Source organism: Pseudomonas jilinensis (assembly GCF_003586265.1).
GTDB lineage: Bacteria > Pseudomonadota > Gammaproteobacteria > Pseudomonadales > Pseudomonadaceae > Halopseudomonas > Halopseudomonas phragmitis.
In genome coordinates this window covers 1-25,782 of record NZ_QJSA01000014.1, presented here as the reverse complement: position 1 = coordinate 25,782, position 25,782 = coordinate 1, and the positions used below count along the sequence as shown (strand labels likewise).

23 protein-coding genes and 1 pseudogene are annotated in these 25,782 nt (G+C 59.3%); 6 read left to right on the top strand and 18 right to left on the bottom strand.

Annotated elements, in window-relative coordinates; genetic code table 11:
• Positions 1-94: 94 nt before the first annotated feature.
• The 3 genes from C2846_RS14940 to queF all read left to right on the top strand — a co-directional run bounded on the left by C2846_RS14940 (position 95) and on the right by queF (position 2,710).
• Positions 95-1,027: an ABC transporter ATP-binding protein gene (locus C2846_RS14940; protein ID WP_080050221.1), complete on the top strand. Its 933-nt coding sequence runs from the start codon at positions 95-97 to the stop codon at positions 1,025-1,027.
• The gene (locus C2846_RS14935; protein WP_080050222.1) at positions 1,027-1,803 is read left to right on the top strand and encodes an ABC transporter permease; all 777 of its coding nucleotides are present in this window, start codon (positions 1,027-1,029) and stop codon (positions 1,801-1,803) included. Before C2846_RS14940 ends, C2846_RS14935 begins: the two co-directional genes overlap by 1 nt.
• 70 nt (positions 1,804-1,873) lie before the next feature.
• Entirely contained in the window at positions 1,874-2,710 is an 837-nt protein-coding gene (queF, locus tag C2846_RS14930) for an NADPH-dependent 7-cyano-7-deazaguanine reductase QueF (RefSeq protein ID WP_119701828.1), read from the top strand.
• 9 nt (positions 2,711-2,719) lie between these two features.
• Here queF and C2846_RS14925 read toward each other — a convergent pair whose 3' ends face one another.
• Positions 2,720-3,001 carry a DUF4404 family protein gene (locus tag C2846_RS14925; protein WP_119701827.1) on the bottom strand — a complete coding sequence of 94 codons (282 nt, stop codon included), beginning with the start codon at positions 2,999-3,001 and terminating at the stop codon, positions 2,720-2,722.
• A gap of 61 nt (positions 3,002-3,062) precedes the next feature.
• Positions 3,063-3,620: a hypothetical protein gene (locus tag C2846_RS14920; RefSeq protein ID WP_119701826.1), complete on the bottom strand. Its 558-nt coding sequence runs from the start codon at positions 3,618-3,620 to the stop codon at positions 3,063-3,065.
• A gap of 258 nt (positions 3,621-3,878) precedes the next feature.
• On the opposite strand from C2846_RS14920, the gene C2846_RS14915 reads away from it, so the two are divergent.
• Complete coding sequence (locus tag C2846_RS14915) at positions 3,879-4,604, top strand: MlaA family lipoprotein (RefSeq protein WP_080050226.1); 726 nt, start codon at positions 3,879-3,881, stop codon at positions 4,602-4,604.
• Positions 4,605-4,610: 6 nt separating this feature from the next.
• On the opposite strand, the gene C2846_RS14910 is transcribed toward C2846_RS14915, so the two are convergent.
• A complete protein-coding gene (locus tag C2846_RS14910) occupies positions 4,611-4,916 on the bottom strand; it encodes a PilZ domain-containing protein (protein ID WP_080050227.1) in 306 nt (101 codons plus the stop codon).
• A gap of 209 nt (positions 4,917-5,125) precedes the next feature.
• Between C2846_RS14910 and C2846_RS14905 the strand changes: the two genes are divergently transcribed.
• A complete protein-coding gene (locus C2846_RS14905; RefSeq protein ID WP_080050228.1) occupies positions 5,126-6,313 on the top strand; it encodes a SpoIIE family protein phosphatase in 1,188 nt (395 codons plus the stop codon).
• Positions 6,314-6,315: 2 nt separating this feature from the next.
• On the top strand, positions 6,316-6,810 hold the full coding sequence (gene rssC / locus C2846_RS14900; RefSeq protein ID WP_080051711.1) for an anti-sigma factor antagonist RssC: 495 nt from the start codon (positions 6,316-6,318) through the stop codon (positions 6,808-6,810).
• Positions 6,811-6,883: 73 nt separating this feature from the next.
• Here the strand turns inward: rssC and tal are convergent, their stop codons facing one another.
• The 15 genes and pseudogenes from tal to C2846_RS18675 all read right to left on the bottom strand — a co-directional run.
• Entirely contained in the window at positions 6,884-7,831 is a 948-nt protein-coding gene (tal, locus tag C2846_RS14895) for a transaldolase (protein WP_080050229.1), read from the bottom strand.
• A 197-nt stretch (positions 7,832-8,028) separates the two neighbouring features.
• A complete protein-coding gene (gene dusA, locus C2846_RS14890; RefSeq protein ID WP_080050230.1) occupies positions 8,029-9,054 on the bottom strand; it encodes a tRNA dihydrouridine(20/20a) synthase DusA in 1,026 nt (341 codons plus the stop codon).
• Positions 9,055-9,134: 80 nt separating this feature from the next.
• Positions 9,135-10,136 carry a serine/threonine-protein kinase gene (locus C2846_RS14885; RefSeq protein ID WP_420849058.1) on the bottom strand — a complete coding sequence of 334 codons (1,002 nt, stop codon included), beginning with the start codon at positions 10,134-10,136 and terminating at the stop codon, positions 9,135-9,137.
• Positions 10,133-10,861, bottom strand: a complete 729-nt coding sequence (locus C2846_RS14880; RefSeq protein ID WP_080050232.1) for a PP2C family protein-serine/threonine phosphatase — start codon at positions 10,859-10,861, stop codon at positions 10,133-10,135. Before C2846_RS14880 ends, C2846_RS14885 begins: the two co-directional genes overlap by 4 nt.
• Positions 10,861-14,298 (bottom strand): type VI secretion system membrane subunit TssM, encoded by a 3,438-nt coding sequence (gene tssM, locus C2846_RS14875; RefSeq protein WP_240638211.1) that lies wholly within the window; start codon positions 14,296-14,298, stop codon positions 10,861-10,863. Before tssM ends, C2846_RS14880 begins: the two co-directional genes overlap by 1 nt.
• A complete protein-coding gene (icmH, locus tag C2846_RS14870; protein WP_080050234.1) occupies positions 14,295-15,179 on the bottom strand; it encodes a type IVB secretion system protein IcmH/DotU in 885 nt (294 codons plus the stop codon). The genes tssM and icmH overlap by 4 nt, the downstream gene beginning before the upstream one ends.
• Before the next feature lie 4 nt (positions 15,180-15,183).
• A complete protein-coding gene (gene tssK / locus C2846_RS14865) occupies positions 15,184-16,515 on the bottom strand; it encodes a type VI secretion system baseplate subunit TssK (RefSeq protein WP_119701824.1) in 1,332 nt (443 codons plus the stop codon).
• 3 nt (positions 16,516-16,518) lie between these two features.
• On the bottom strand, positions 16,519-16,998 hold the full coding sequence (gene tssJ, locus C2846_RS14860) for a type VI secretion system lipoprotein TssJ (protein ID WP_080050236.1): 480 nt from the start codon (positions 16,996-16,998) through the stop codon (positions 16,519-16,521).
• A 5-nt stretch (positions 16,999-17,003) separates the two neighbouring features.
• Positions 17,004-18,203 carry a type VI secretion system-associated FHA domain protein TagH gene (tagH, locus tag C2846_RS14855; RefSeq protein ID WP_119701823.1) on the bottom strand — a complete coding sequence of 400 codons (1,200 nt, stop codon included), beginning with the start codon at positions 18,201-18,203 and terminating at the stop codon, positions 17,004-17,006.
• A gap of 21 nt (positions 18,204-18,224) precedes the next feature.
• Complete coding sequence (locus tag C2846_RS14850; protein ID WP_095625696.1) at positions 18,225-18,347, bottom strand: type VI secretion protein; 123 nt, start codon at positions 18,345-18,347, stop codon at positions 18,225-18,227.
• 107 nt (positions 18,348-18,454) lie between these two features.
• The gene (locus C2846_RS14845; protein ID WP_119701822.1) at positions 18,455-19,372 is read right to left on the bottom strand and encodes a formylglycine-generating enzyme family protein; all 918 of its coding nucleotides are present in this window, start codon (positions 19,370-19,372) and stop codon (positions 18,455-18,457) included.
• Complete coding sequence (locus tag C2846_RS14840) at positions 19,369-20,715, bottom strand: T6SS immunity protein Tli4 family protein (RefSeq protein WP_131038225.1); 1,347 nt, start codon at positions 20,713-20,715, stop codon at positions 19,369-19,371. Before C2846_RS14840 ends, C2846_RS14845 begins: the two co-directional genes overlap by 4 nt.
• Positions 20,712-22,031, bottom strand: a complete 1,320-nt coding sequence (locus C2846_RS14835) for a T6SS immunity protein Tli4 family protein (RefSeq protein ID WP_119701820.1) — start codon at positions 22,029-22,031, stop codon at positions 20,712-20,714. The genes C2846_RS14840 and C2846_RS14835 overlap by 4 nt, the downstream gene beginning before the upstream one ends.
• The gene (locus C2846_RS14830) at positions 22,031-25,126 is read right to left on the bottom strand and encodes a hypothetical protein (RefSeq protein ID WP_165443835.1); all 3,096 of its coding nucleotides are present in this window, start codon (positions 25,124-25,126) and stop codon (positions 22,031-22,033) included. Before C2846_RS14830 ends, C2846_RS14835 begins: the two co-directional genes overlap by 1 nt.
• A gap of 5 nt (positions 25,127-25,131) precedes the next feature.
• Positions 25,132-25,782: pseudogene (locus tag C2846_RS18675) on the bottom strand (hypothetical protein); the annotation flags it as partial.

The following is a 25,782-nucleotide window of genomic DNA, read 5'->3' as shown; positions in this document are numbered from 1 at the left end:
CCGCACGGCAGAGACCCCATGTAGGGCAGGGTTGATTTTCCTGTTCCTGCCCCCATAGTGTGCGATTCGTCTAGACACTGGCAGGAATCAGCACATGACCGCAGCTATCAGCATTCGCGGGCTGGAGAAGACCTACGCTAATGGTCACCAGGCACTCCAGGGGATTGATCTGGAGGTGCGTGAGGGGGATTTTTTTGCGCTGCTGGGCCCCAATGGCGCCGGCAAATCAACCACCATCGGTATTCTCTCGTCACTGGTGAACAAGAGCGCCGGCAAGGTCGAGATTTTCGGTCACGATATCGATACCGATCTGATGGCCGCCAAGCGCTGCATCGGCGTGGTTCCTCAGGAATTCAACTTCAGCCAGTTTGAAAAGGTCATGGATATCCTGGTCAATCAGGCCGGTTACTACGGAATCCCGCTGGGTCAGGCCCGCGAGCGCGCGGAGGACTACCTCAAGCGCCTGAACCTGTGGGACAAGCGCGATGTGCCTTCGCGGATGCTGTCGGGGGGGATGAAGCGCCGGCTGATGATCGCCCGGGCCCTGATTCATGAGCCCCGGCTGCTGATTCTGGATGAGCCGACCGCCGGGGTGGATATCGAGATTCGACGTTCGATGTGGCAGTTTCTGCAGGACATCAACGCTCAGGGTGTGACCATTGTGCTGACCACCCACTACCTTGAGGAGGCCGAGCAGTTGTGTCGGCATATCGCGATCATCGACCGTGGCCGGATCATTCACAACACCAGCATGCGTCGGCTGCTCAAGGAGCTGCATGTAGAGACCTTCCTGCTTGATGTGCGCGAGACGCTGAGCGTCGCTCCGGTGCTGAGCGATTACCCATGCCTGCTGGTCGATGAGCACACGCTGGAGGTTCAGGTCGACAAGTCTCAGGGCATGAATGCGCTGTTTGCCGCCTTGGCCTCGGCGGGTATCGAAGTACTCAGCCTGCGCAACAAGAGCAACCGCCTGGAGGAATTGTTCCTGACTCTGGTGGATGAAAACGCCGAGAAAGGAGCCGCCTGATGCAGCATTGGCACACTAGCTGGATTGCCTTGGGTACCATCCTGACCAAGGAAATTCGCCGTTTTACCCGCATCTGGCCTCAGACCCTGCTGCCGCCGGCCATCACTATGGCGCTGTATTTCGTGATTTTCGGCAACCTGATCGGTAGTCGTATCGGTGAGATGGGTGGTTTGCGTTATATCGACTACATCGTGCCCGGGCTGATCATGATGTCGGTGATCACCAACAGCTACTCCAACGTGGTGTCGAGCTTCTTTAGCACTAAGTTTCAGCGCTCGATCGAGGAGTTGATGGTGGCGCCGGTCTCGCCGCATGTGATCCTGCTGGGTTATACCCTGGGTGGCGTGGCTCGGGGGCTGGCGGTGGGGCTGATCGTGACCCTGATGTCGCTGTTCTTCACCCGTCTGCAGGTCGAGCATGTGTGGCTGACCATCGCGGTGGTGTTTTTCACCTCGCTGGTGTTTTCTCTGGGCGGTTTCATCAATGCGGTATTTGCCCGCACCTTTGATGATATTTCGATCATCCCGACTTTTGTGCTGACACCGCTGACCTATCTGGGAGGGGTGTTTTACTCCATTCATCTGTTGCCGGAGTTCTGGCAGAAGGTCTCGCTGATCAATCCGATTCTGCATATGGTCAATGCGTTTCGCTATGGCATTTTGGGCGTTTCGGATATAGGTATTGGCACGGCCCTGGCATTGATGGCACTGTTTACCGTTATCCTGTATGGCTACAGTTACTGGTTGCTGGTGCGTGGCACCGGCCTGCGCCAGTAATCCCGTCTGATCCACGCGTCGGGCTGGCCTGTCCAGAGCCGCCCGACAATGCAACGAGAGAGTCTTCAGCATGAAGCAGCACCCGGCTGAACAGTCGCCGCTGGGCAAATCCAGCGCCTATGTCAGTGTCTACACCCCCTCGCTGTTGTTCCCCATTCCCCGGGCACCGAAATGGGAAGAGTTGGGGCTGCGCGCCGATGCATTGCCCTTTCATGGTGCCGATGTCTGGAACTGTTACGAGTTGTCCTGGTTGAATCCATCCGGCAAGCCCGAGGTAGCTGCCGCCGAGTTCGTGTTTCCAGTGAAGGCGGCGCGGATCGTTGAATCCAAGTCATTCAAGCTGTATCTGAACTCCTTCAATCAGACGGTGTTCAGTGATAGGGGGGAGGTGTTGCGGACCCTGGAGTCGGACCTGTCGGTGGCCGCTCAGGGGCCGGTCATGGTGCGCCTGATGGGGATGAACCAGCTTAACCAGTTCGGACTGTTCCAGATGCCTGGCGAGTGTCTGGATGAACTGGATGTGACTATTGATCGCTACGACTACGACGCCGGACTGCTGGCGTTGGCCGGAACTGCGGGGGAGGTCAGTGAGACCCTGCACAGCCATCTGCTCAAGTCCAACTGCCCGGTCACCGGGCAGCCTGACTGGGGCTCGGTCCTGATCAGTTACAGCGGTCGGGCACTCGATCGCGCTGCGTTACTGCGATACCTGGTTTCGTTCCGCCAGCACTCGGACTTCCACGAGCAGTGTGTGGAGCGGATCTTCGTCGATCTGCGTCGGCTGTTGGGGGAGCGTTCACAACTGACAGTCTACGCACGCTATGTGCGTCGTGGCGGGCTGGATATCAACCCCTATCGCTCGACCCAGGCGGGCTTGCCTGAGAACTGGCGCCTGGCGCGCCAGTAACGTCTAACGTCAGATCCCCATGTCTGATAGGCTCTGCGCTACGCTGCGCAGAGTGCCGACCAGTGTCGGATGACGAGCTTCAAGGCGCTCGATCAGCAGGTTGACGCCATCCACCAGGGTGGGGTCGGCCTCGGTCATAGCCTCTTCGGCCTCCATCAGGGTCAGCTTGGCTTCGATGTTGTCCGCCAGCGTCTGCAGCGCCTCGCGTTCTTCCTCGGATAGCGGTCCGTCGGCCTGGTTGAGGGTCTGCTGCAGTGACTCGAGTTGGGATTTCAGGCGCTTGGTGGGCATAGCGAAACAACTCCTTGGGGTTTACCTTTACCCCAACTATAACCCGGCTTGGGCGATTGCGTCAGGGGCGCTCGTTGCGTTCCAGCCTGGTCTGGATGTCGAGCAGGCATTCGTTCAGATCGGCAATGGTGTCTATCACATAGTGGGCGCCGGCATTCATCAGTCCCAGGGTGGCCTGCATGCGGACCCGGTCCTGGTCCGCCGGCTCCATGTCGCGCCACAGATTCAGCCCGACACTTGGCAGCGGACCGCTCATGGCCGTACCGATCGTCCACCAGCCGGCATTCAGCCCGGCCTGCACACCAGCCACGGTCCCGCTGACCAGAACTCCTCGACGCAATTGGTCGACTGCCAGGTGCGTGGCTGCCTTCAGCAGTGGGTCAGGCGCGGGGAAGCGCCGCTGTGGTTGTGCGGGCAGGCACAGCCAGGTTTCCGGGAGCAGGCGTGCGGTGGCGGGGAGTTCATCGTCGAACAGGACCGCCACGGGAATGCCTCGGCGGGCCAGGCAGTTTTCCAGCGCTTGGTGCCCCGGCAGCAACTCGGGGTGCTCAGTGCAGCGGCTTTCGATCAGTGTGCCCGCATACTCGAAAACCAGGGCCTGAATTGGAGAAGAGAGCATGATGGGGATCCTGTGTCGGCTGTGGGCACCGGTCATGATCGCCTGATCCCATGACAGAGAGATGACAAGCGGATGTCAGGTCTGAGACTTCAGTGCTACGGTGGGCGGGGGCTGTAGCAACATCAAGATGCGCTTTAACGATGCGGTTTAGCACGAAAAACACTGAGTTGTGTGCCGGTTTGGATTAAACTGCGCGTTTTTCGGGGCGGTGCCAAGGATTCCGCTTCGCGTGATGAGTCGAAAAGGGAGAGCAACTCCATGAACCTGAACAAGTTGTCGGTTGGCTCCGTACTGGTGGCCGCATTGAGTTGGCTGGGGCTGACTCCGGCTTGGGCCGATTATGATTACGACGATGAGGCTGAATACCGCAATCCCGACCCTTGGGAGCCGGTTAACCGGGCCGTCTTTCGTTTCAATGACACGCTGGACACTTACACCCTGCGCCCGGTAGCCCGGACCTATGACCGACTGATGCCTAAGCCGCTGAATGACGGGGTCAGCAATGTCTTCAACAACCTGGGTGAGCCGAAGAACCTGGTCAACAACCTGCTGCAGGGCAAGTTCCATGACGCCGGGGTAGACACCGCGCGCTTTCTGCTCAATACCACCCTGGGGGTGGTCGGGGTGTTCGATGTCGCTACCCGTATGGGGTTGCAGCGCAATGACGAAGATTTCGGCCAGACGCTCGGGGTTTGGGGGGTGAACAGCGGGCCGTACGTCATGCTGCCGTTCCTGGGCCCGAGCACACTGCGTGACGCTCCTGCCCGTGGTGTGGAAGCCTACTCAGGCTACAACTATTACAACCACCTGGATCATATCCGCACGCGTAACAGTACGATGGCCACCGAAATGGTCGATACCCGCGCTGCCTTACTTGGTCAGGAGCGGCTGATCCGGGGTGATCGCTATACCTTCATTCGCAATGCCTATCTGCAGAATCGCGAGTTCAAGGTACGCGACGGAATGGTTGACGACGACTTCTGAGGTTTCCTAGCCGACACTGTCGAACTGAATACCTACCCGAAACCCCTGGGCTTCATCGGCACTGCAGCGGACCACCCGCCCCAGAGCCTCGAGTCCGGGGAGCCCAGGGGTTGGCGAGGCCAGGCTGAAACGCACGGCAACCCCTTCGGCCACCGCTCGGGGCAAGATCACCTGTGCTCCCTGGCTGGACAGGTCCTGACAGTGAACATGAAAGCTTTCGCCACTATCGGTCAGGGTCAGTTGCCCTTCGCTTTCGATTTGCATGCGAATGAAATCACGCTTTTCACTGTAGTGCTGGTCGTGAAACGACATGGCAGCTCCTTGGCCGATTGAGCGGTTTTTTCGTCATCCTAGTCGGCCCGGGGCTGGCGGACAAGGAGTTCGGTACGGCAAAGGTTGCCTGGGACGGCGGATAAGAGTAGTGTTTGCCCCTTGAAAGCGTCAGGTTACCCTGATCAGACAGATAAATACCCCTGTGGCCCCGCAACCTGACGGTTTCGGGGCATTGGCGTAGGGACTCTATGCAGCTTCCTGGCACGACATTGCTGGTAATCGATGATGACGATTCCGTGCGTCAGAACATCGGCAAACATCTGGAAACATGCGGTTTCGATGTGCTCCAGGCAGGCAACGCCCAGCAAGGGCTCGACCTGTTCACTAGCCAACGACCCGAACTGGTATTGTGCGATCTGCACATGTCCGATATCAGTGGCTTCGAGCTGGTCCGGCAGATCACTGACAGAGCACCGGAAACCCCGGTCATCGTCATCTCCGCCGACAGCGTCATGACCGATGTGGTCGAAGCGCTGCGAGTAGGTGCGAGTGATTACCTGATCAAACCCCTCAAAGATATGCGAGTGCTTGAGCACGCGGTACGCCGCTCGCTCGACCGGGCCCGTTTGCGGTTGGAGAACCAGCGCATCCGCGAGCGCCTTGAGCAGGCCAACCGTGAACTGGAAAACCACCTGAAAGTGCTCAAGGATGATCAGGCGGCAGGCCATCAGGTGCAGCTCAACATGCTGCCACCAAGCCCCTGGCAAAGTGGCGCCTATCTGTGCGAACACCGCATTTTTCCGTCCCTGTACCTTTCAGGGGATTTTGTTGACTACTTCCGCGTGTCTGACACTCAGGTGGCGTTCTATCTGGCCGATGTGTCCGGTCATGGCTCATCCTCGGCGTTTGTGACTGTGTTGCTCAAGTTCATGAGCACGCGGCTACTTTATGAGCAGCGCCGGCAGGAAAGTGAAGGACCTATTCACTTCAAGCCTTCGGATGTGCTGGGTCACATCAACCGTAGTCTGATCAGTTGCAAGCTGGGCAAGCATGTGACCATGCTGGGCGGTGTGATCGACGAAACCAGCGGAACATTGACTTACAGTATCGGCGGGCATCTGCCTTTGCCGGTGCTCTATAGTGAAGGAAAGGCCAGCTACCTGCCCGGCAAGGGCCGCCCGGTCGGTTTGTTCGAGGATGCTGAGTATGAGGATCATGAACTCAAGCTGCCGGAGTGTTTCACCCTGATGCTGTGCTCGGATGGGGTGCTCGACTGTATCGAGGGTACTACTCTGAGGGAGAAGGAAGCGCGGCTGCCGGAATTGATGGAGCAGGCTGACGGCGGAATGCAGAATCTGCTGAAACTGCTGGGCATGGACCGTAAAACGGCCATGCCGGACGATATATCTGTGTTGCTGTTGAGCAGGAATCCCTGATGATGACCACCGGCAAGATCCAGTTCGCCGAATGTGAGGGTGCCTTTGTCCTCAAGTTTATCGGGGATGTGCGCCTGACTCTGTGCGCGGCGCTGGATGCCTATATTGAAAAGATTTTTTGCGCTCTGAACTTTCAGTCGATCGTGATTGATCTGACTGAAACCGAGGGCATCGACAGTACCTCACTAGGATTGCTGGCCAAGCTGTCGATTCTGTCGAAAGAGAAGGTTGGTTTCCTGCCGACGCTGGTCTCCAATCACGACGACATGAATCGCCTGTTGCAAAGCATGGGGTTTGATCAGGTATTCAATATCGTCTCGGAAGCGACACCGAGTGAGACCGAACTGCAGGACCTGCCGGGGCAAACCTTGTCTGAAGAGATGGTCAAGGCCAAGGTGCTCGAGGCTCATCGGATCCTGATGAGCCTGAATGCGCATAACCGCGATGCGTTTCGTGATCTGGTTAGTGCGCTCGAGTCAGACCAGCAGCATCGCTGACTGGCAACCCCGTTCCGCCCTTTTTTGGATGGGCCCCGATCCGAGGCCCTGGTCTGCTGTCCCGAGTTTGGGCTCAGGCTGCTGAGGCGGCCCGGGCAGCCAGAAGGCGTTCCAGTTTGAGCTGGTCGGCTGCGAAAGCGCGGATGCCTTCGGCCAGCTTTTCGGTGGCCATGGCATCTTCGTTATGGCTCCAGCGGAATGCCCGTTCGTCCAGCACTGTTCGCGAGTCGGCCGTACCCCTTAGCGCAGGGGACAGCTCCAGTTCACCGGGTTCGCCGGCCAGTTGCTGGAGCAGGGCGGGGCTGATGGTCAGCCGGTCGCATCCGGTCAGGGCTTCGATCTGGCCAATATTGCGGAAGCTGGCGCCCATCACCACGGTGGCGTACAGATGTTCCTTGTAGTAGCGGAAAATCCGCGCAACTGATTGCACTCCTGGGTCGTCCAGACCGCTGAAATCCCGACCTTCCTGACGCTTGTACCAGTCGTAGATCCGCCCAACGAACGGGGAGATCAGAAAGACCCCTGCATCGGCACAGGCCTGGGCCTGGGCGAAGGAGAACAGCAGAGTCAGGTTGCACTGAATGCCTTCGCGCTCCAGCGCCGCAGCCGCCTGGATGCCTTCCCAGGTAGCGGCGATCTTGATCAGCACCCGGTCGCGGGTGATTCCGAGCTCTTCATAGCCTTCAATCAGCCGGTGGGCCTTGGCAATGGTGGCGTCGCGGTCAAACGACAGGCGCGCATCGACCTCGGTAGAGACGCGCCCGGGCACCAGTTTGACGATTTCACTGCCCAGGGCAATGGCAAACCGGTCACAGGCTTCGCTGATCGGGTCGAGACTGCCGGCGGCCTGGCGCAGGGCTTGGTCGAGCAGAGCGCGGTACTCCGGTTGCTCGGCGGCCTTGAGCAGCAGGGACGGGTTGGTCGTCGCATCGACCGGCTGCAGGGCACGAATGGCCTGAATGTCGCCGGTATCGGCGACGATGATGGTGTGTTGCTTGAGGCTGTCGAGTTTGCTGGTCATGGTAGGTCCTGAACGAAAGCGTGAAGGAACCTCTGAAAAACTACCTGCGTTGGCAATACGGCGTTAAAAACAGCCTCAAAATGCTCATTTACACCACGTAAACTGCGCTTTTTCGGCTGTTTTTGCCTTGTCTTGCCGGCCTCGCCTACGTTTTTTAGAGATTCCTGAAGTCCTTGGTTGACCTTACCGCAAGCCTGTTACACCGGGCAATCCCGTGGCTGCATCCGCCGAGTCATGTCGCTCAGCAGCTCGTCATAAAGCGCCAGAGGATCTTCACAGCGGTGGATTTCACTGCTCAGTTGGCGGCGGAAGTGACGTGCGCCGGGTAGGCCCTGGAACAGCCCGAGAATGTGGCGGGTGACATGGTTCATCAGGCCGCCCTGTTCCAAGTGGGCGACGATGTAGGGACGTAGCGCCTCCAGCACCTCAATCCGGCTCCGGACCGGTTGCTCGTCGGCATAGAAACGGCGGTCGACCTCGGCCAGCAGGTAGGGGTTGTGGTAAGCCTCACGGCCCACCATGACGCCATCCAGACAGTCCAGTTGCGCCTGCATCTGATCCAGACTGGCAAGCCCGCCATTGAGGATAATTTCCAGCTGTGGGAAGTCAGCCTTCAATTGTCTGACCACCTCGTAGCGCAGCGGTGGAATCTCGCGGTTTTCCTTGGGTGACAGGCCTTCAAGAATGGCGATACGGGCATGCACGATGAAGGTGTCGCAACCGGCTTCATGCACCTGGCCGACGAAATCACATAGCTCGTCGTAGCTGTCGCGACCGTTGATGCCGATGCGGTGCTTGACTGTGACCGGTATGCTGCAGGCCTCGAGCATGGCCTTGACGCAATCGGCCACCAGGGCCGGGTGGCCCATCAGACAGGCGCCGATCATGTTGTTCTGAACCCGGTCGCTGGGACAGCCTACATTCAGGTTGACCTCGGCATACCCGGCCTGTTCGGCCAGGGCTGCACAGGTGGCCAGCTCGGCCGGATTGCTGCCGCCCAGTTGCAATGCCAGAGGCTGCTCCTGCGGGCTGTGGCCGAGAAAACGTGTGCGATCACCATGAATAACCGCACCAGTGGTGACCATTTCGCTGTACAGCAGTGCCTGGCGGCTGATCAGGCGCAGAAAGAAGCGGCAGTGACGATCAGTCCAGTCCATCATCGGCGCAACGCAGAAGCGTCTGGATGGGCCGGGGCGGTGTAGTGTGGGGGGCTGTAGGCTCATGGCAACTGGTCAGGTTTTGATCAGGGGCGGCATTGTAGCAGAACCCGGGCCTGTGAATACCGATAAACCGCGACCTGTGCTCAGCTTCGGCCGAGCACACGGAACAAACGGCGAAGGACAGTTGGGCGCGGGGCGCTGAAGGCTGTCAGTAGCGTCTGGCAGTCGATGCGCTGCTGTTGCTCGAAAGCCAATGCACTGCGCAGGGCGGGCCAGCAATGGCTGGGCAGGTTGGGCGGGCGTTCCAGGGTTTTGTCCTGTTCCATGGCCTTGGCCTGGCGTGCGGTCAGCCGACTGAATGGGTGGTGGCCGCTGCACAGTTCGTAAAGAATGCAGGCCACAGCATAGACATCAGCGGGGCTACCGAGCGTTTCTCCGTTGAGCAACTCCAGCGCTGCATAACGTGGGGTCCAGGCGGCGATGCGGGCTCGGCTCAGGCGTGGCAGGCCGGGCAACAGCCCTTGACGGGCCTGGCCCAGGCCGTAATCGAACAGCCGTACGCCGTCGTCGGTGAGCATCACGTTACTGGGCTTGAGATCACCATGCAGTACGCCGCGCTGGTGCGAGTAGCTCAGGGCCTGGAGCAAGGGAATGGCGATACCGCGCAACTGCTCCCAGTCCATGCCGGCCGGGTGGGCTTCGATCAACTGGTCCAGGGTTGGCCCCTTGAGCAGTTCCATGGTAATAAACGCGCGTTGACAGTCACTGTCGACATCAAAGCCGTAGACCTGAATGACGTTGGCATGATGCAGTCGGCTGGTCAGGGCGAACTCGCTGTAGAGCAGGGCGTTGGCATCAGGATATTCGGCGAAGCTGTCGGTCAGGGTCTTGAGTGCGACGAAGGGTTCGGGATCGCCGAACTGTTCGCGCAACAGATCACGGGCACGATAGACCGCGCCCATGCCACCGACACCGAGCAGGCGCTCGATGTGATAGCGACCGTTGAGAATATCCGGTAACGGGCCGATGCTGATGGGCTCCGGTGCGGGAGCCTCTTCGCTCTGTCCGAAGGCGAAATGAGTCAGGTCGGACAGGTTGTCCTCGTCCTTGAGTGGGGCAGTCACGGGGACCTCCATCGGGTTCATCGGCGAATGACCACTGCGCTGATGTTGTCACGGGCCGGGCCGTCGAGTGCCAGTTCGAACATCCGTTCGAGTGCCAGCGAAGTCGAAGGCAGGCTCAGGGCATTGCCCAGCATGGTGCTGGACATGCTTTGGTACAGCCCGTCGCTGCACAGCAGCAGAGTGTCCCCGGGGTAGACGGTGAACTCCACTACTTCCAGAACCAGCGTTTCGCTGGCACCTACGGCCCGGGTCAGGGCGTGTGCGCCAGGTTGGCTGGCGGCCTGTTCGGCGCTCATCTGCTGTTCCTGCATCAGTTGCTGGAGCAGTGAGTGATCGCGCGACATCTGATACAGATTGCCGCTACGCCACAGGTAGCAGCGGCTGTCACCGGCCCAGACACAGACGGCGCGGTCGCCTTCGACCAGCAGGGCAACCACCGTGCTGCCGATTACCGGGTCGGGTTTGTCCGCGGTCAGGGTGAGCTCCTTGCCTAGCCGACGGTTGAGGTCATGCAGGGCCTGGCGCAGCTCCTTGACCCGCCGGTCAAGGTCACTGCCGCCCGGCAGTTCGGCCAGTCGTTCGACGATCATGCGGCTGGCCAGGGCGCCGTTCTGGTGCCCACCCATACCATCGGCGACGACCCACAGGCCACGTTCTGGCAGCGCCAGGAAAGCGTCTTCATTGCGCGCCCGTACCTTCCCTGTGTCGGTACGGGCGGAACTGCGCCAGGGAGTCAACAAATCCATCAGATCCTCGCTGGCAGGTTGAATCTGCGCAGCAGACTCAGGTCGAACGGGTTCGGCGAGCGTTGGCTGTGCAGCAGGTAATTGGCCCGCATGCCACCGAGATTGGCCTTGAGGATAAGCACATCCCGATCAGTGTGATGGTCAACCTCCAATTGATCGAGCAGACGGAACAGCGACCAGGCGCCGCTGTTCTGATCCAGACTCATGCGCCGACCACCCAGATCTTCGACCGTCAGGCTGCTGCGGCTGTTGTCATCGGCGGGCCAGCGGAATGCGGTCTGGATGATCGGGCCATGGCGGTACTCGAGACTCTGGTTGCCTAGCCTGAAATTGGCCCGGCCCAGGTTGGAGTCAAGCATGATGGGCTCCAGGCGGAACTGTACCAGTGGCTCATTGGGGTTCTCGGCAAAGAAGCTGCGACGAATAGTTTCGGCGCGGCCCATCTGGGCGAGAAACTCGCGTGATACCGGCAAACCTCGACCATCGACCTGGCGCAGGCGGTACTGGCCAGCGCTGCCGGTAACAAAGGGCTTGAGGTAACGATCGAAGAAGGTGTCAACCGTACCTTGTGGTTTGAAGAACTCACGGAAATCCGCCAGCGCCACTTCGCTCTCGGTCTCGGTGCTGAACGGGTAGCGTTGACCGACCGAGCGGCGGTAGGCAGCCAGCAGTTCGCTACGATAGCGCTGATTGATGTGTTGATAGGCATCATTCAGAACCAGCAACCAGGTATCGGCGGCCAGGGCGTTGAACCACTTGTCGACCGGTTGCGGCAGACGGGCGGCGCTGGCGCGGACCTGATTGATGGCGTCCTGCTGGCCGGCGACCCGGGCGCGAGCCATGTCGAAAGCCGCCTGCTCGGGAGCGCTGGCGTGCGCCAGGCTGTTGAGCTGTCCCTGCATGGCGTCCAGCGCCTGCAGGGCGTTGACCAGCTCTGGGCCTGGGTTGCCGTCCTGATTCAACAGTTGATGCAGGGCCTCGAAGCGGCGCTCCAATGCTCGTTGAGCCGCACTCGGGCTGCGAGTACTGGTGTCGTTGCTGTCGCTCAGGCTCAATTGGGTGTTCAGACGCACCTCTTCAAGCGCCTTGATGATCGGTGAGTTGGCTGAGGTCAGGCTGCTGAGCTGCTGCGCGCCCTCGCTGACACCAGCCATGGGGTCTACCGCCAGCAGGGCCAGTGCCTCGGTCCAGTAGTTGGCGTAATCGGCAAAGTACAGCTGCTCCATTTCTGCCATCAGGCGACGCAGGTCCTGGGCGCTGAGCGTATCGCTGTCACCCAGTACCCAGTTGTCGCGCAGCATGTTCTGCACCAGATCACCGCCCTGGGCAATGAACATCTGCTGATAGCCGTTGCGGGTGTAGAAGCCGGGAATGATGTTCTGAGCACTGGTCAGCAGGGCACCACGTGGTCCGAGTTGATTGATCATGCGGTACTCCGGCAGCCGTGCAGCCTGCTCACGAAGCATGCGATACAACACGCTGGCCAAAGATTCGCTGCGTAAGTACTGACGGGCTTCGGCAACCAGTTCCCGGTCAGTCTGGTAGGGCAGGAACGGGCCTTCGAGCAGCCGGGCGAAATGGGTGTTCAGCCCGGTCTGGACACGGGTGTTGCCGGTGTAGCGCTGAGACCAGTCGTCGGCCATCCATTCTTTCAGATACTCCGGGTCACGTCGCTCGGCATAGTGCAGCATCAGATAGGCGCGCAGGCTGCCGAACAGCTTTTCGCGATCATGGAGGCTGGACAGCATTTGTGCTTCCAGGCGCTGGCCAACCCGCTGCAGCAGCAGGTTTTCCAGGGCCTGACGATAATCGTCGTACAGCGCCGGGTTGACCTCGTCGCCCTGGAACAGTCCGTAACGCTCACGCCAGCGGGTATCGCTACGCGGGGCGAAGACCTGAGTAGCCTGATAGCGGGTATCAAGAGTCGCCAGTAACTGGTCGATATTGTCGCCTGCCGGTACTTGCCGTTGCTGGCGGTCCAGTTTCTGGGACAGGTCGCGCAGTTGTTCGAGTTTGCCATGGTTGTTGGAGAAGCTGCTGGCCCAACCCAGGCCAAACAGGACCAGGCAGGCGGCGGCACTGGCGTAGAGGATGCGCTGGCGCCAGTCGATGCGCTTGATTTCGCGCTGATCAAGACCGGCCAGGGCTGATTCGGGAAAGATCACCCGGCTCAACAGATGCTTGATGAAGCGCGGCCGGCCGCTGCGCACGGTTGGCAGTTCGCGGCCTGATGGACCGAGGTTGCGGCCAATGCTGGCGGTCATGGGATCGATGTCGCCCTGCAGTTGCGGCGCACTGGTCAGGTAGAACCCGCGCAACTGACTGGCCCGCTGGTAGCGGTTGCCGGAGAAGGCCAGTTCGATGAACAGGTTGAGTGACTCGCCAATCCGGCTGAGCTGGTGCGGAAAGTCAAGGATGCGGCCGCGACGCTGGGTGTCACGCTCCTGATGCATGCGCATGATTACCTGGCTGTTGAGCCTGCGCAGCAGTTCCTCGAACTCCTGGCGTACCACCTGAATGTCGGTGCCGTTTTGCTCCTGGCGGAAGGTAGCGCCCAGTACCTGGTCGCTTTCATCGCTGGACAGTTGGTCGAAGTACTCATCAAAACCAGGCAGGCGGTCGGCCTTGCTCAGCACCAGGTAGACCGGCACATCGACGCCGAGTTTCTGGTTGACATCGAGCAGCCGCTGGCGGGTCTGGCGGGCCAGATTCTCCAGCTCCAGTTCGTTGTCACTGAGCAGTTGTTCTACCGGCAGGTTCACCACTACACCATTGAGTGGGCGAGGGCGGCGATTGCGCAGCAGCCCGATCAGGGTCTGCCAGCCGATATTGTCAACCTGCGGGTCGGGCTGGTTCAGGTAACGGCCGGTGGTATCGATCAGTACCGCATGCTCGGCAAAGTACCAGTCGGCGTAGCGGGTGCCGGTAATCTCCCGGTTGGGGCGTTGCTCACCCTTGTTGAGTGGAAACTCCAGGCCGGAGAAGTCCAGCAGACTGGTCTTGCCGCTGGCCTGGGGGCCGATCAGCAGGTACCACGGCAGCTCCTTGCGCCAGCGCTCGCTGCGGCCTTTGTACAGACTGGAGCGGCTGAGAGTACGCATGGCCTGCTTGAAGCGGCTGTGCAGTTCGAGCTGCTCTTCGACGATCAGGCTTTCACGGCGAATGCGCTCCTGGGCATCGGCATCATCCTCTTCGGCCTGTTTGCGCTTGTTGGCCTTCCAACTGATGAACACCAGGCTCAGGCCCCAGATCAGAAACAGCGTGCTGATGGTCAGCAGTCGACTGACCGCCGAGCCCCAGGGCTCGCGGCCATTGATCGCCAGCGCCGGACCGGCAAACCAGACCAGGCTGGCCAGGGCCAGGACCAGTACCAGGCTCCATACCCAGTCACGCCTGAACAGGCCCATGCCTTTGAGAAGAAGGGTTTTGACGTTCATTGCAAATCATCCCTGAAGGTACTGTCAGTGGGGCTGGTGTGCAGGCTCTCATAGCTCTGCATGATGCTTTGGCGCTGCTCGCTGAGCACCCAGCTGAAGCCGCCATACATGATGGCCAGACACAGCAGGGTGAACAGGGTAATGGCCCACCAGGGCACGACCCGGACAAAGTGGCCGCGGGCATCCTTGAGGCCTTGCCAGTGTGGCGAGATATCGCGGGGGATGTCGCCCCGTAACTGGCGAATCTGCCGATACAGGCTGTCGCGGATCACCTCCAGTTCCAGGGTTCCGCGTGGCATGACGCGGTACTTGCCCTCGAAACCAAGCGACAGGCACAGGTACATCAGTTCGAGTAGGTGCAGGTGCTTGACCGGATTGCGCGACAGACGCTCCAGCAGTTGGAAAAATTTCTCGCCGCCGAAGGTTTCATTGTGAAAGCTGCTGAGCAGGCTCATCTGCGACCAGGCGCTTTCGTTGCCCCATGGAGTGGTCACCACGGCTTCGTCAATCGCGGTACAGAGCACATAACGGGCGGCCATGACTTCACTGCTGTCGCCGCCGTCCTGCAGGGCCCGGTGCTCGAACAGCTTGATTTCAGCGACCAGTCGGTCCTTGAGGGCGTGCAGGTCTTCGGCCTGGTAGCTGTTCTTCAGTCGTACCACTTCCGATAGCAGTGCCGCAGCGACAGCAATCAGCGGGTTGAGGCTCAGGTTGACGCCTTCACTGGCGCGCCGGCGGGTGGCGTAAATCATCCGCTGGTCGATCTTTTCCAGCTTCGGCGGTGCGGAGAAGTCGGTCAGAGGCGTCTTCGCCGGCAGGTCGCCGTTGCGGTTGAGGATGACCGTCTGGTCGTCCTGGCTGTAATCCATTTCCTTGATCATGATCTCAGTTCCTGATGGCCCAGAATTTCAGCTCCAGTTCGGGGAAGTCGCCGGAAACGTGGAAGGCGAAGCCGCCCGAGCGCTCCAGTTGCGCCAGTTCCTCGGAGTTGAGTTCCAGCGCGAAATAGGTTTTGCCCGAATGGAAAGGGATCTGCCGTGGCGCCACCGGCAGCGGTTTGACCCGGATGCCGGGCAGGTGCAGGTTGACCAGTTGGCGGATACGCTCGACCGGGCCAATCTTCAGGTGCGCCGGCAAGCGCTGGCGCAGTTCCTCGGAGTCGCACTGGGCGCTGGCGGCCAGGACGAACGAGGAGGTGCCCAGCAGCTTGTGATCCTTGAGCGGCGAGACCTGGATGCCGTACTGGCGTTGCTGCAGGTCCAGCTCCACGGCATGCTGTTCGAGCACCATCGACAGCACCTGGCGGATTGCGTCCATCAGCTTGCGGAAGCTGTTGCCCTGGTCGCTGTGCAGGTAGCGGCTGTCGAGCTTGGGGCGCTTGCTCTCGCTGGAGAAGGTCGACAGTTCACCGAGCAGGCCGAGCAGCTCGCGGTACAGCAGCTCCGGATGCAGTTGTTCGGCGGCCAGATGATGGCGCAGGATCGGTTCGTGGCGATTGATTAGTTGCAGCATCATGAAGTCGCCAACCTCAGCTCCGCTGACCTTGCCACTGGCGCGGATACGCTCGGCGAGGATGTCGCCCCGGTGGGTGAGCATGCTGATGACTTCCTTCAGGCACGACAACAGAAAACTGTTGGCATGCAGGTGCAGGAACGTTGGTATGAAGTCGGCGTCCAGACTGACCACGCCATCGGGGGTGGTATCGAGGATGTGACACAGCTTGATCTTGACGAAAGCCGGGTCGTCCACCTCGTTGCCCATCAGCAGGCGGAAGTCCTGCAGGGCGCAACTGATCTGGCTGACGGTGTTGTCGCCGGCGTTGGAGTCGGTGACTGACTCTTCGCTGGCCAAGTAGCGGGCCAGCACATCCTTCTGCTCCGCACGCCGGGCCTCGACATGATTGCCGGTAACCAGGGGCAAGGCCAGGTACACCGCGCTGTTGCTGGTGTTCGCAGGCACATCAAGGGCTAGCGGCTCGCGCTCGGCGCCCAGTTCGAACAGGCTGCCATCAGGCAGAATGCCGCTGGCCTGGCTGACTACCAGCTTGCCCATGGCCAGGAACTGGCGATCAATCTCCAGCCCGAAAAACCCCCAGGCCGCTGTATGCAACTGCTGAGTGCGGGTCTTGAACTGGTGGTCGTAATACCGGTCGTTTTGCTGGAAATGCTGCGGGCGCAGCAGCATGCCTTCGTGCCAGACTACTTTCTGTGTTGTCATGGCTCAGTTCCCGTTACCGCGACCGCCAGCCTGGGGGCGGATGCTCAGTTCATCGAGATACAGCGTGACCTGATTGCGGTTGCCCTGGCGCAGAGGAATCACGGTGCGCCAGTCGGCTTCCGGCAGATTGCGGTAGGCTGCCAGAACGCCAATGTAGCGCCCCTGGTCCGTTGTGGTCAGTTTCAGGGTTTGCTGCTCGCCGGGACGCAGTTCCAGCTCTTCATGAGCCACCAGATCCAGCGCCATCACTTCCTGCGGTTGCTGGTAGAGGGCGAAGAACTCGGCGTGCTCGAACGCCACCGGGTTCTTCAACTCGTACAGACGGATCACGATCGGCGATGGGCGACCATGCAGATCGGGATTCAGTGTGCGGCTACCTTCCAGGGTCAGGTCGATCCGGGTGTTTGGGCCCGAGCCCAGCGAAGCACAACCGGTCAGAGCGAGCAGGGGCAGCAGTAGCGAAATTACGGCAATACGCAACATGGTGATCATCCTTGGATATCGGTATTGAGGGTGGCGATTAGACGAATCTGTTCTTCGTAGGCAGTGGCAAAGTCACGAGCGAACAGACGCTTGCTCCAGTCGTCGTTGCTCTGCATCGCCAGGTACAGCTTGGTGTAGGCACGCCAGCGGCCGCCGGCGGTATTGAGCAGGGATTTGCTCTCGCGCTCAAAACGCAAGGTCAGCTGTTCGGGTGACAGGTGCTCGAACATGGCCTTGACCGCGCTGCGGCTGGCGGCGCTGAGTGCTACCTGATGGGCCTGCAGATCCCGGAAGGCGCGACTTACGGCATGGGCGGCGGGCATCTTGCCTGGCTCTTGTTGGCGCAGCAGGGCGGTCAGGGCCTCGCTGCTGTCAGCCGTGTGCTTGATCGGGTTATTGCCAGAGGTTTGCACCGTGGTTTGTGCCAGGCGCATTTCCGCCTTCAGTTCGCTGCGGGTCTTGAGCGTCTGTTGCAGGTTGCCAATGCTTTGCTTGAGCAAGCCGGCAGCAGCTATTGCCAGGGCTTCTCGCTGGTCTTCGCTTAGGCCATCGAGGCTGACTCCCAGAGCCTGTTCATATTTGGCCCAGAAGGTCGACGGCAAGGCTTCACGCACTACTGGCGCGGGCTCTGCTGGGGGCGGTGGCGGGGGTACCAATTCCGGTACCGGCAGTGTTTCGGTATCGATCCTGGCATAGTCGTGTGGTTGCAACGGCACTGCTTCTGGCTGAGGCGCGAGCAGCGACAGTTCGTCCTCTGGCTGATAATACCGTTGTTCCTGCTGATCCAGGGCATTGAGCGGATCCAGATCCAGAAACGCATCGTCGGGGATGATGCTGCCGGTTGGCTGGCTGTGGTGCAGGCCGGTTTCGAACTCTGCCGGATTCTGGATCAGGCGGGCGCGAATCTCGAAGTCACCTAAGCAAAAAACGTTGCCATGCTCGACCCGCACAGGCTGTCCCTTGGCCAGAGGCATGCCGCTGTCCTTGAGATGAATGCCATTGCTGCTGGTGTCGGTCAGGAAGAAGGCGCCATTGTCATAGCTGACCAGAGCATGTTTGCCGGAAATGACCCGGTTGCGGTCGGGAATAACCCAGTCACAGCTCTCCGAACGGCCGATGATGCCGCCGGCATGCTTGAAGGTCTTGGTGGCGGCCATGCCTGGAATTTGCTGCGGGGCGCTGACCATATCGAAAACCAGTTCCATGGAATATTGCTCCTGTGTGAATCAGTTGCCGCGAGTGGCCTGCGGCTCGCCCAGCGGGCGGTAGTCCTTGTGGTTGCCTGTACAGCCGGTCCCAGCCAGCAGGGCCAGAGACAGCAGAACGATGGACCAGATGGATTTTCTCATGAGGTGACTTCCTTATTTACGTGCTTGCTGGGTAATGGTTCACAAATTGGTGTATTGGTCCCGATCAAGGCTTAAGTGCTCTGATGGGGGGATCCTGATAGTGGGTTTCATGGTTCTGCCTGCCTTAGGGGCGACGAGCTTTGCAGGGCGCAGCGGAAGGTATATTCAGCAACGCTGTCCCAGTTATCGTTGACTAGGCTAGGCGCTGACTCGGACATTCCCGTGCGTGAGAAACTGAAATCCAGGTTACGAATGACTTTACGCGTACCTTCGGCGGGGCCTTGCGGGTCAGTGACTTGGGGATTGTCGCGATACCAGTTTTCAGAGAACCAGTCGTTGACCCATTCCTTGCCATTGTCAGCCATGTCGTAGAGGCCGAGGGGGTTGGCGGGCAGGCGGCTGCCAACAGGGACATACTTATCCCTGCCGTACATGTGCGCCTTTATGTCACGGCTGGTCTCTTTCCCATCATGGGTGGAAAAAATCCATTCCTGACTGCCGCGGTTGCGTGCGGCAAACTCCCACTGGGCAGAGGTGGGCAGGTCCAGCGGCAGGTCGGTTTGGGCACCTAGCCATTGGCAGTAGTCCTTGGCTTCTTGCCAAGTCACCAGGGCAGGTTTATCGATAAAGAACTCGTTGGCAGGGTCTTTTTCGAACGGCTCCCTCGCCCATTTGTCCTGGTAGTTGCGTTCAAAAACCTCAATGCCATTGGTCAATAGGTAGGTATCGAAATCCCCCCAGGTTGTTTTGTGTTGACTCAGCGAGTAGTTGGACAGGGTGACTTCATGGGGCTGGTCTTCTTCGATGGTCGGTGGGAAATAGGGCCGCCATACGCCATCCTCGCCGACGGCGCCAAAGTCACCCATGATAAAAGTGCCGCCTTCGATAAAGACCAGATTGTTTATGGCGCGGCTGGTTAATTCGGCCAGGTGCGGTTGTATACCGTGGTCGTTAACACGGGTATGGATATCGGCCCAACTTATAGGGACGAGAGCCTGCAGTAAAAAGAACAAGGACTTGTTCACGGATTGCTTGTGCCTTCTTCAATCATGCCTGGCAAGGGACGGAAACTGTCCAGAATTTGTTTGAACTCGGCCTGACCTTCATCGAAGGGAGGGAATTCGCCGTCGATGTCATGCACCTTCATCTCGAAGGACACCGCAGGCACAGCACCGTGAGCGCCGGTCTCGGCGATCAGGTGATAGCTCTGCGGGGGCTGCCAGTCGGGGTTTTCCGGGTCGCGTCGTTGGAAGCGGGTACCGACCAGACTGCCGGCCTGATAGCCGAATGCGACATCCTGCGGGCCGAAGCGGTTGATCTGCAGCAGGCTGGGGTAAGCGTTTGGTATCAAACGCCGCATGGCCATGCTGAAAAGCTCACTGGACGCTGGCTGATCAATCCGATAGAGCAGTGCCGGGGTGCTGCGCGGGCGCCACTGGTAGCCGAAGTCAAAGGGCTCATTACCGCTGTCGGCGATAAAGCCGAAGGGGATGCACACGCCAGGTTCGGTGGGAATTTCATGTTCCGCACGGGCGCGAAAACGGGCCAGAAAATCCAGCGCGGCAGGCTCCAGGCTGGCCTGTTCGCTGCGTGGCTTGTTGTGTTGCATGCCGAACTGGAAGGTATAGATGCGCCCGTTTTCCCAGAGCTTGGCGGAAAAGTCGAAGGGGCCGCTGATCGCCAGGGCGTTGGGGCGATTGAGCTCTACAAAGTATTCCTGTTCGAACAGATCATCGGTAGGAAACTTGGCGTCTTCGATCAGCAGTTCAGCGAGTTTGGCTTCCAGTTGGGCGGTGTCCCGGCCCTGCTCCTTGAAGTTTTCGATGGCTTCCGATACCCACAAGATATCGGTACTGACCTTGCCGATGTGTTGCTTAGCTTGTTCCAGGGCCCGTTGCTCATCTCTCAGCTTATTGTATGCTGTTACGTATTCGGGATTTTGAGAGCGGTCCGGATACTGGTTACGCAGCTCGTCCATACGCTTGTCTATTGCGTCAATTTGAAGCTGCAAAGCTCGTTCCTGGGCTTCACCCCGGCTGGGTTTGAAATACGAAGTGTCGCGCTTCCAGTAATCAAGCGTGGCAAGCCGGCTAACGGCGATCTGCACCAGTACCTTGTCTTCATGCAGCGGATCACGGCCATAGCTCCCCCGCCAGATTGCCGGGGTGGGTTGGCTTCCCTTATAGAATGCAGGTGGCTGAGCCTGCTGGTTATACCAGGCCAAGTGCGCGGGCATGGAAAATTGCACCCGGCCGAAGCACTGGGTTTGCCAGTCGGCTGGCAGCGTAGCATCGGGGCTGTCGGCCCAGACGGCTGACACCAGCAGCGATAGCAGGCACAGCATCGGGCTGTTTATCACTCTTCTCACGGCTGATCTGCGCTTTCTCTGACCATGCCCGGCAAGGGCCGAAAAGTGTCCAGAATCTGTTTGAACTCGGCCTCGCCCTGCTCGAAGGGAGGAAACTCGCCATCGATATCATGCACCTTCATCTCGAAGGACACCGGCGGCACAGCACCGTGCGCGCCGGTCTCGGCGATCAGGTGATAGCTCTGCTGTGGCTGCCAGTCAGGGTTTTCCGGGTCGCGTCGTTGCGATTGGCTACCTACCAGACTGCCGCCTTGGTAGCCGAAGGCGACGTCCTGCGGGCCGAAGCTATCGATCCGTACCCGTGACGGATAGGGGTTGGGAACAAAGCGCATTAGCGCATGGGTCATCAACTCACTGGACGCTGGCTGATCGATCCGATAGAGCAGTGCCGGGGTGCTGCGCGGGTGCCACCGGTACCCGAAATCGAAGGGCTCATTGCCATTGTCGGCGATAAAGCCGAAGGGGATGCACACGCCGGGTTCGGTGGGGATTTCATGTTCCGCGCGGGCACGGAAACGGGCCAGGAAATCCAGCGCGGCAGGCTCCAGGCTGGCCTGTTCGCTGCGTGGCTTGTTGTGTTGCATGCCGAACTGGAAGGTATAGATACGCCCGTTTTCCCAGAGCTTGGCGGAAAAGTCGAAGGGGCCGCTGATCGCCAGGGCATTGGGGCGGTTGAGTTCTACAAAATACTCCTGCTCGAACAGATCATCGGTAGGAAACTTGGCGTCTTCGATCAGCAGTTCGGCGAGTTTGGCTTCCAGTTGGGCGGTGTCCCGGCCCTGTTCCTTGAAGTTTTCGATGGCCTCCGATACCCACAAGATATCGGTGCTGACCTTGCCGATGTGTTGCTGAGCCTGCTCTAACGCTCTTTCCTTTTCACGGAGCTGAGAATAAAGAGCATCTGCCTCCTCGCTTTGATCTGAAAGCAAAGCGACCTTTCGAGCCTTAATCTCATCAAGCTGTTTTTGGATGACACGTTCCTGAGCCTCCCCACGGCTGGGCTTGAAATACGAGGTGTCGCGCTTCCAGTAATCAAGCGTGGCAAGCCGGCTGACGGCGATCTGCACCAGCACCTTGTCTTCATGCAAGGGGTCACGACCATAGTTACCCCGCCAGATTGCCGGGGTGGGTTGGCTTCCCTTATAGAATGCAGGTGACTGAGCCTGCTGGTTATACCAGGCCAGGTGCGCGGGCATGGAAAATTGCACCCGGCCGAAGCATTGGGTTTGCCAGTCGGCTGGCAAGGCTGGGTCTGGAGCATCGGCCCAGCTGACAGATGTCAAACCAAACAGTACGGGCACAATCAAATAGCGCATTATGTGGTTCCTTCGGAAACGCTTGAAACAGACGCTTGTAGAGTCTTCTGCTCGGTTTTGTCGTGGTGGGCCAGAACACTTAAGTTGAACCCGGAGTCATTATTTTCACGGCGGGTCCAGTAGATGGGCAGCTCGGTGATGAAGCCGGCGACATCCTTCGGTGGCTTTGCAGCGATAGGGCTTTCCCAGAATGCAGGCTCGAAGGGCATGGAGCCAGAATTGTTATCCGGCCAGGTTGGCCAGATTGAGGCGTGGTTTCCAGGTATGTGTATGAATGCTTCTCGATAGGCAGTTGCATTGTCCATTGCTTGCTGTTGAATCGCCTGCCAGGTCGCTGGTGCGGCAGGCAGCTCCAGCATAGGTTCCAGTTGCATTGCCGGCGCCACCGGAACCTGATCCTGGGTGACGTCCAGGGCAAAGAGCTTACGCCACAGAGCAATACGCAGTTGTTGCACTTCGCGGCAGATGGGCTGAGGTGTGCAGCCGTTGAGCTGGCTGATCTGGGCCTGGCGGCCTGAGATCACCACGGCCAATTCGGAGTCGCGGTCACCCAGTTGACTGCGGTCATTGATATTGGCGCTACCGAGAATAGCGACGCGGTCATCAGCAATCAGCAGCTTGCTGTGCACATAAATCTGTTCGGTCACCGGATGACCGTTGAAATCTTCCCAGGTTCGTAAATTGAGCAGGGTGAGATAACGTTTCCAGTCTTCTCGCTCGAAAACCTTCCAGGCCTCTCCACGGCGCTGATGTTTGTCGATGTTATCACTGGCTACGTCTTCCGGGATTCCACTGTCCATTTGTGCCTTCATTGCCATCGCCCGCTGAATTCGACGCACGAGGCTGTGACTGCCCAGGGACAGGCTCTGCATGGTCAGGTGGATCTGGGTCATCAGGGTGATGTCATTCAGCGGGCCTTCCGGGTAAACCGGCAGGACCATATAGACATGGAAGTCCTCACCCATTTCGATGGCGGCTTCTATACGTGTAGCCAAGGCCTCGCAAATGGTGTTCAGAATTTTCGGCTGGGGACGCTGCATGTCGTTAATGGCGCGTACCAGGCTGCGGTTGTTGAGCACTTTCAAGAGCGCACTGACAAACTCATCCGCATCACGGTTGTGGATCATTTCCGCCAGGGCGTAGTAGTTGAGGTGCTGCAGGCGGCTGGCATTGTCCTCAAAGCGACCTTCCAGCCCCAGCCGTGCGGCATAGCGCGGATAGTCGGGCAGCTTCTCAATGTCCATCAGGCTTTGCATGGGGCCGTCCTGCCATGGGTCTTCTTCATCCTGGGTGGCTGGCCTGGCTGCTTCCTCGTGCTCGTCCTTGGGGGGCGTGGCGTAGTCGATCTCACCGAAATCACTCTGGAAGAACTGGTTTTCGATGTAGATGAACTGCTGTGCGCCGGCGATGGCTTGCAGCATGGCCTGCAGGCAGTTGGCCTGACGGGCGTCTGGTAAGGCAAAGCCTTCGGTGGTCTGCGGCAGACGACTGGCATGGGCTTGCAGGGCTCCTTGACGCTCTTCGCGCAATTGGCGGTAGGGCGTGCTGCGCAATACCTGGGCAAACAGGCTGCCCTGTGCGGCCACGGGTTGTGCCGGTGGCAGGTAGTGTGGTCGGAATGGTTGCGGAGCCAGATTGCGGCTTACTAGCCCCAGGCCACCCGCAAGCAAGGCTGGCATGGTCTGTGTGGTGCCCTCGAAGCGCGCTTGCAGGCTATTCCAGCGCTCGATGAAATTGCGTGAGAAGTCTTCTACTGCCGTTCCTTCAAGGCGTACCTGTACATCATGCCAGGGCATGCGGGGTTGGCGTGCTGGGTCGAGTGTGCGGCCGCCAGGGGGCAGCAACCGTACTGCCGGGTCTGCAAGATAGGAATAGGGCTGGCCTTGCTGCGCATCACTCATACGGTCGAGTGTGCTGTGCAGGTAGAGCAAAAAAGGTGTGGCGATTGCGTCGAACTGCTCCAGTGCCTGGGCTGTCAGCCGTTCTGGCGGGGTGTTGTTAAACCAGGTAAAGAATGCGCCAGCGCCGCTTTGCTCTACCCACTGATTGAATAGCGTGTTGCCTCTGATCTGCAGCGTCTGGCTGTATTCGCCTGACTGCTGCTCAACTTCGTTTGCCCAGTCCAGCAGGTCTTGCTCCAACTGGCTGAATTCCGGGGGCAGGTGCTGTCTGAGTTCTTCATCTTCCAGATGCTCACGTAGGAAGCGCGCCATGTCTAGAGCTCCCCCTGTTGTATAGGCGGCGCCAACGCCGAACAGGCGCAGGCCTCCCTTGAGCCGATCCTTAAGCCAGTTCAGGGCCGCCTGTTTGCGTTGGCGTACGGCGTCAACGTGATCGTTATCAAGGCGCAGACCGATCCAGCGTTGCACTCGGCTGAGGGTGTCGCCTTCCATCAGTGCGGCGCCAACCAGCTCTGCGGTGGTCATGTAGGGGTATTGCTGATGCGCAGGGATTTCTCGCAACGGGGGGATGCAGGGGTTGTACAGCTCACGTTCACTGCGCCCGTCTGCGGCAAGGCGGAAGTTGTTGTCGTCACGGCGTCCGTAGGCAAGGTCGATGCCGCCGACATAGGCAATCTGGTTGTCGATCACGACCATTTTTTGGTGGTGCGAGAAAAAGGTAGCCAGCCTATCCATATCGCTTTGCTGTATGGCCGGCATGCACCAGACCTTGCGTTGCTCCAGCCCAGCATTGAGCAAAAAACTGGCCAACATGGTTTCAAGATCACCGGTATCCACGCCGGCTTTAGGCGACAGCCAGGGCATCAGGTAAATATCAGGTTTCTCGTTCTTGCGCAGCGCTTCAGCCAGGCAGTCCCACAGGCGCTTGTCGCCGTCGAGGCACACCTCGTAGTTGATTTGCCAGCCACTGATGTAAATCGAGTGCCTGGCATTGCTGATTGCGGCGGCGACATCTTTGAAATAGTCATCGCCGTTGGTGAAGAACCTGACATTGTTGCCGGCGCGTTTGTGGGCGTATGGCGCGCCATACTGTGGGTCCGGACGAATAAACCAGTCTGGGGCCGAGGTGGCGCACAGCGGCTCACCTTCTGCTGTATTGAGCTGGTCCAGTTGGCGTGAGCGGATTCCATTCATTTGACTCATCCCTTGAATGCCTTGAGTTTTTCAAATAGTGGACTGTTGTCGTCAAGCTCCAGGGTGTCACGGGCACAGGTCTGGTCGAGACAGGCCATTGCGTGCTGCGGATCAGTGTGTGGGGTATGACTGAAATCCATACTGGCCAATGCCAGTGCCTCGCGCTGTTGGTCGCTCCAGCCTGCATCCACGTGCACCGCCAGGGCAACGTACTGCCCCGGATAGAGCAGCCATAGATTGCCCGGGGTCTGTTGATAGGCCAGAGAGAGTGACTCTTGTTCTGCGTCCGAGAGAATGATGCGACCGTTATCGTCAGTGTCGCCGCGGGCGATAATATCATCGTCGCTCAGACGCCCGAACGTGCGCCAGCCTGGCTTGCTGGCGCGGACGATACGCCAGGGTGTGTGTGCCAGGGCATAGCCGTCTTCGCCGGGTTTGTCCTTCAGACGAATGTCAAAACGCATCTCACGTGGTTCTGGTACTACTGACTGGTATAGCAATGCCAGGTTGGCCTGTGCCGGATCGTTAAGAGCCCCATGTTGACTGGCGTTCGTTTCACCCGGACGCTCAGGCAGCTTGATTGCCAGCCCCGAACCCCGCCCAGCCGCACCGCCGGAGTTGATCCGAATACCGGGCCCGTTCAGGGTCACGCCACT

Bases quoted from the DNA above. Each gene is read 5' to 3' on its own strand.
- C2846_RS14940 (WP_080050221.1), top strand. From the start codon at position 95: ATGACCGCAGCTATCAGCATTCGCGGGCTGGAGAAGACCTACGCTAAT.
- C2846_RS14835 (WP_119701820.1), bottom strand. From the start codon at position 22,031: ATGCGCTATTTGATTGTGCCCGTACTGTTTGGTTTGACATCTGTCAGC.
- C2846_RS14920 (WP_119701826.1), bottom strand. From the start codon at position 3,620: ATGCTCTCTTCTCCAATTCAGGCCCTGGTTTTCGAGTATGCGGGCACA.
- C2846_RS14880 (WP_080050232.1), bottom strand. From the start codon at position 10,861: ATGGATTTGTTGACTCCCTGGCGCAGTTCCGCCCGTACCGACACAGGG.
- tssJ (WP_080050236.1), bottom strand. From the start codon at position 16,998: ATGTTGCGTATTGCCGTAATTTCGCTACTGCTGCCCCTGCTCGCTCTG.
- rssC (WP_080051711.1), top strand. From the start codon at position 6,316: ATGACCACCGGCAAGATCCAGTTCGCCGAATGTGAGGGTGCCTTTGTC.
- C2846_RS14915 (WP_080050226.1), top strand. From the start codon at position 3,879: ATGAACCTGAACAAGTTGTCGGTTGGCTCCGTACTGGTGGCCGCATTG.
- tagH (WP_119701823.1), bottom strand. From the start codon at position 18,203: ATGGAACTGGTTTTCGATATGGTCAGCGCCCCGCAGCAAATTCCAGGC.
- C2846_RS14830 (WP_165443835.1), bottom strand. From the start codon at position 25,126: ATGAATGGAATCCGCTCACGCCAACTGGACCAGCTCAATACAGCAGAA.
- dusA (WP_080050230.1), bottom strand. From the start codon at position 9,054: ATGAGCCTACAGCCCCCCACACTACACCGCCCCGGCCCATCCAGACGC.
- queF (WP_119701828.1), top strand. From the start codon at position 1,874: ATGAAGCAGCACCCGGCTGAACAGTCGCCGCTGGGCAAATCCAGCGCC.
- tssM (WP_240638211.1), bottom strand. From the start codon at position 14,298: ATGAACGTCAAAACCCTTCTTCTCAAAGGCATGGGCCTGTTCAGGCGT.
- icmH (WP_080050234.1), bottom strand. From the start codon at position 15,179: ATGATCAAGGAAATGGATTACAGCCAGGACGACCAGACGGTCATCCTC.
- tssK (WP_119701824.1), bottom strand. From the start codon at position 16,515: ATGACAACACAGAAAGTAGTCTGGCACGAAGGCATGCTGCTGCGCCCG.
- C2846_RS14905 (WP_080050228.1), top strand. From the start codon at position 5,126: ATGCAGCTTCCTGGCACGACATTGCTGGTAATCGATGATGACGATTCC.
- C2846_RS14850 (WP_095625696.1), bottom strand. From the start codon at position 18,347: ATGAGAAAATCCATCTGGTCCATCGTTCTGCTGTCTCTGGCCCTGCTG.
- C2846_RS14935 (WP_080050222.1), top strand. From the start codon at position 1,027: ATGCAGCATTGGCACACTAGCTGGATTGCCTTGGGTACCATCCTGACC.
- C2846_RS14910 (WP_080050227.1), bottom strand. From the start codon at position 4,916: ATGTCGTTTCACGACCAGCACTACAGTGAAAAGCGTGATTTCATTCGC.
- C2846_RS14885 (WP_420849058.1), bottom strand. From the start codon at position 10,136: ATGAACCCGATGGAGGTCCCCGTGACTGCCCCACTCAAGGACGAGGAC.
- C2846_RS14925 (WP_119701827.1), bottom strand. From the start codon at position 3,001: ATGCCCACCAAGCGCCTGAAATCCCAACTCGAGTCACTGCAGCAGACC.
- tal (WP_080050229.1), bottom strand. From the start codon at position 7,831: ATGACCAGCAAACTCGACAGCCTCAAGCAACACACCATCATCGTCGCC.